Source organism: Brevundimonas sp. EAKA (genome assembly GCF_000698025.1).
Lineage (GTDB): Bacteria > Pseudomonadota > Alphaproteobacteria > Caulobacterales > Caulobacteraceae > Brevundimonas > Brevundimonas mediterranea_A.
The window spans coordinates 1-4,266 of the sequence record NZ_JMQR01000189.1 but is presented as its reverse complement, the minus strand read 5'-3'; the positions used below and the strand labels follow the sequence as shown (position 1 = coordinate 4,266).

Below are 4,266 nucleotides of genomic sequence, written 5' to 3'. Positions count from 1 at the left end.
GCTGAGGCGCGGCGGCCGTCAGCTTGGCGGCCTGGGCGCGGGCGGCTTCGGCGGCGGCCTGAGCGGCGGCGGCCTCGTCGCGCGCCGCCTGGGCGGCGCGTTCCGTGGCGGCGGCGCGTTCGCGTTCGGCGGCTTCACGCGCGGCCTTCTCGGCGACGGCGGCGCGTTCACGCTCGGCGTTGGCCTGGGTCGCGACGGCGATGGCGCGACGACGGGCTTCCTGCTCCTCAGGCGACAGGGCGCCGCCGACGGGTTGCGACGTGCGCTGACCCTGCGGACGGTTCTGCGACGACGACTGCTGCGGACGCGCCACGTCGAAGCCCTGCGGGCGTTACGGCCCGCCGGCGCCGGGTCGACGCTTGGTCTCGACCACCACCGTCTTGGACCGCCCGTGGCTGAAGCTCTGCTTGACGGTCCCGGTCGGGACCGATCCCACAACGCGCGGCTTCAGGCTCAGCGGGGCGCGCGGCCCCGTCTGGGACGGCGTGCCGCCCTGATTGCCCTGGCTCGCACCTTGGCCCGAACCCTGGCCTTGGTTGGTCTTGTCGTTTTCGTCGCTCATCCGGTCGCTTTACTAGGGGCGGAAAATCCCGCCGTCGTCTCAATGCACATGAACGACCGTGAGCCCGTCTCCGCCCTTGGAGACAGGCCCTCGGCCGCCAAAATCCTCAGCTCGCCCCACCTTTATCAAGGTCAGTCGGGGTTGCTCCCGCCGATCCGTCCCCGTCCCTGGGAATATCCCAGTGAGCGGGGCGAAGCGGCCGAAATCCAGCCAGTCGTTCGACCTCCATGGTCCAACGCTCGGCCCTTCCGCCCGCAAGCAGGACGGCGTGTATCGCATTTTCCAGCCCAAGGGCCAAACTCAAATCGTCCACAGTGAACGCGCCGCAGACTTTCGCGGTCTGATGGCGGGCCAGGGCGAGGATTTTGCCACGCCCGTCGGCCGAGCCGTCGGCGGCCTCGATCACCCAGGCGACCTTGCCGGCCCGCAGATTGGCGGCGGACTTTTCGAAGCCAGAGATAAGCACGCCTTCGCGCCGGGCAAGACCCAGCTGGTCGAGACAGCGCCGGAACAGCAGCCGTTCGACGATATCGGCCAGGTCGGCCGGGGCGGTCAGCTTCATCTTGGCGGCGCGGGTGAAGCCGTTCTTCTTGACCGCCGTCTCGATCGACGTGCGGCTGGCTTCGACCCACAGGCCGCGGCCGGGCAGTTTCCTGCCCAGGTCGGGAACCACCTGGCCATCGGGCCCGGCGACGAAACGGATCAGGCGAGATTCGTCCATGACCTCGTGAGAGACGAGGTCCCGGCGTTCCCGATCAATCGTTGCGTCGCGCAAGCTCATATGTGGCCAGGTCTCCCATCACGCGTTCGACGGTTCGGAAGAGTCCTCGGCGAGGACCTCCGCATCGTCGGCAGTTGCGTCTGAACCGTCGACGTCGACTTCGGTTTCAGCCGGCGCGTCGCCGAACACCTGGTCCGGGTCGTATTCGCCGTCGGCGAATTCTTCCTCTTCCTCTTCCGGCGCGGGCTGCGGCAGTTCCGAGGCGTCGATCCAGCCGGCGGCCACACGGGCCTGCAGGATCAGCATTTCGGCGTCTTCCTGGGCCAGGTTGAAGCTTTCCAGCACGCCAGGGACCTTGACCCGTTCGCCGTTCTTCACTTCGTAGCCGCCGCGGATCTCGTCGGTGGCCAGGTCGGCCAGGTCCTCGACGGTCTTGACCCCGCCTTCGCCCAGGGCGACGGCCATGGCCAGGGTCACGCCCGGCACCTGCAGCACGCCGTCCTCGACGCCCAGTTCGACGCGCTTGGCGTCCAGCTCGGCGGCCTTGCGGTCCAGGAAGTCGCGGGCGCGAGCTTGCAGTTCCTCGGCGGTCTCCTCGTCGAAGCCTTCGATCTCCGAGACTTCATACGGATCGACATAGGCCAGGTCTTCGATCGTGGCGAAGCCTTCGGTGACCAGCAGCTGGGCGATGACTTCGTCCACGTCCAGGGCTTCCTGGAACAGGCCGGTGCGCTCGCTGAACTCGCGCTGGCGACGCTCGGAGTCCTGGGACTCGGTGATGATGTCGATCTGCCAGCCGGTCAGCTGGCTGGCCAGGCGCACGTTCTGGCCGCGACGGCCGATGGCCAGCGACAGCTGTTCGTCGGGCACGACCACTTCCACGCGGCCGGCTTCTTCGTCGAGCACGACCTTGGAGACTTCGGCCGGGGCCAGGGCGTTGACGATGAAGGTCGGCTCGTCCGGGTTCCACTGGATGATGTCGATCTTCTCGCCCTGCAGTTCGGCGACGACCGCCTGAACGCGCGAGCCGCGCATGCCGACGCAGGCGCCGACGGGGTCGATCGAGCTGTCGTTCGACAGGACGGCCATCTTGGCGCGCGAGCCCGAGTCACGGGCGGCGGCGCGGATCTCGATCACGCCGTCATAGACTTCCGGCACTTCCTGGGCGAACAGCTTGGCCATGAAGCCGGGGTGGGCGCGCGACAGCATGACCTGCGGGCCCTTGGCCTCGGGCCGGACGTCGTAGATGTAGGTGCGGATCCGGTCGCCGATGTTGAACACTTCGCGCGGGATGGACTGGTCGCGGCGCATGACGCCCTCGCCGCGGCCCAGGTCGACGATGGTGTTGCCGTATTCGACGCGCTTGACCGTGCCGTTGACGATCTCGCCGACGCGATCCTTGAACTCTTCGTACTGGTTGGCGCGCTCGGCCTCGCGGACCTTGCCGGTCACGACCTGGCGGGCCATCTGGGTCTGGACGCGGCCGAACTCGAACGGCGGCAGGGTCTCGACATATTCCTTGCCGACCACGGCTTCCGGGTCGCGCTTCAGGGCGTCCTTCAGGCGCACCATGGCGCTGTCGTTGAACTCTTCCAGCTCGTCTTCCGGCTGCCAGTCGTCCTCGACGATGGTGACGTGACGGGTCAGGGCCAGTTCGCCGGTCTTGTGGTCGATCTTGGCGCGGATGTCGTGGTGGGCGCCGTAACGTGACTTGGCGCCCTTCTGGATCGCCTCCTCGATCGCCTCGATGACGACTTCGCGCTCGATGTTCTTTTCGCGGGCCACGGCCTCGGCGATCTGCAGCAGTTCGAGGCGGTTGGCGGAAATACCGGTGACGGCCATCAGGCGTTGTCCTCAGAAGGGGTCGTGGTGTCGGTTGTGTCTTCGGCGGCTTCCCCTTCGGGCAGACCGTCGTCTTCAGGTTCGCCGCGCGCGGCGCGGATGGCGGCGCCCCGTTTCATCAGGGCGTCGGTCAGGACCAGTTTCGCATCGCTCAACCAGTCGAAGGGGATCAGGGCGGTCTCTTCCTCGCCGTCCAGGTCGATCAGGACATTGCCGTCCTCATAGCCGGCCAGCACGCCCTTGAAGCGCTTCCTGCCCTCGATCATCCGGTCCGTCTCCAGCCGCGCCTCCTCGCCCTCGAACAGGTCGAAGTCGATGGGACGGGTCAGGGGCCGGTCGATGCCGGGCGACGAGACCTCCAGCATATATTCGCCGGCGATGGGGTCGGCGGCGTCGAACACCTCCGACACCGCGCGGCTCAGCTTGGCGCACTGCTCGACCGAGATGTCGCGGTCGGACGGGCGTTCGGCCATGATCTGCAGACGCTGGCGTTTGGAGCCGGTCATCAGGCGGACGCGCACGACCTCGAGGCCCAGCGACTCCGCGATGGGGTCGATCAGCTCGAGCAGTTGGCGGTCCTGGGCGGTTCTTGCGCGCAAGCGGCGATTATCCAAAACAAAAGCGGCGGTCCGTCCGGGCCGCCGCTTGGAACGACGCCGTTGGACGCCGGTCTAACGATGTGGAGGGCCATATAGGCGGTTCAGGATCGCTTGTCAGCCCCAATCGGCGCCCACCGGCCGCGACTGAGGCGGAAATAGAGGGCTCCGGCCAGAAACCCGCCCGTCAGAATGCCCGCCACGCTTGCCGCCAACATCATATCCCACGCGAAAGGGGCGCTCTCGGCGTCCGGCCCAAGCTGTGTTCGAAATCCCCATGGCGCGATCAAAAAACTCACGGTCGGCGCTAGGGAACGGCAGATCAGCGCAACAAGGACGTAGGCGCCCGCGCTTGCAGACCCTGCAAAGCCCCATACCCACCAGGGCCGGGTCTGCACCCCACGCTCGGCCAGCCAGCATCCGGCACCGCCGAACAGCAGGGCGGGGACGACGCCCCACGCCGTCACAAGCAGGAAAAGAACGAAGAGGTTCAGTATGCCCCCGATGACGTCGATCGCCACCCCGCCGACATCGCCGCCATCGCC

The 4,266-nt window shown here is 67.4% G+C and carries 5 protein-coding genes and 1 pseudogene; all 6 read right to left on the bottom strand.

The window, feature by feature from the left end:
• Positions 1-313: pseudogene (locus ER13_RS19110) on the bottom strand (translation initiation factor IF-2); the annotation flags it as partial.
• Between the two features lie 18 nt (positions 314-331).
• Complete coding sequence (locus tag ER13_RS19105) at positions 332-562, bottom strand: translation initiation factor IF-2 associated domain-containing protein (RefSeq protein WP_035311008.1); 231 nt, start codon at positions 560-562, stop codon at positions 332-334.
• A 106-nt stretch (positions 563-668) separates the two neighbouring features.
• The gene (locus tag ER13_RS16380) at positions 669-1,343 is read right to left on the bottom strand and encodes an RNA-binding protein (RefSeq protein WP_008264043.1); all 675 of its coding nucleotides are present in this window, start codon (positions 1,341-1,343) and stop codon (positions 669-671) included.
• Between the two features lie 18 nt (positions 1,344-1,361).
• Positions 1,362-3,125: a transcription termination factor NusA gene (gene nusA / locus ER13_RS16375; RefSeq protein WP_035311006.1), complete on the bottom strand. Its 1,764-nt coding sequence runs from the start codon at positions 3,123-3,125 to the stop codon at positions 1,362-1,364.
• Positions 3,125-3,724: a ribosome maturation factor RimP gene (gene rimP / locus ER13_RS16370; protein ID WP_035311004.1), complete on the bottom strand. Its 600-nt coding sequence runs from the start codon at positions 3,722-3,724 to the stop codon at positions 3,125-3,127. Before rimP ends, nusA begins: the two co-directional genes overlap by 1 nt.
• Positions 3,725-3,825: 101 nt before the next feature.
• The coding region (locus ER13_RS18800; RefSeq protein ID WP_035311001.1) for a hypothetical protein at positions 3,826-4,266 on the bottom strand (441 nt) is incomplete at its 5' end.

What these genes read in the sequence shown, in the direction of transcription:
- ER13_RS19105 (WP_035311008.1), bottom strand. Translation starts at nt 562, where the DNA reads ATGAGCGACGAAAACGACAAGACCAACCAAGGCCAGGGTTCGGGCCAA.
- nusA (WP_035311006.1), bottom strand. Translation starts at nt 3,125, where the DNA reads ATGGCCGTCACCGGTATTTCCGCCAACCGCCTCGAACTGCTGCAGATC.
- ER13_RS16380 (WP_008264043.1), bottom strand. Translation starts at nt 1,343, where the DNA reads ATGAGCTTGCGCGACGCAACGATTGATCGGGAACGCCGGGACCTCGTC.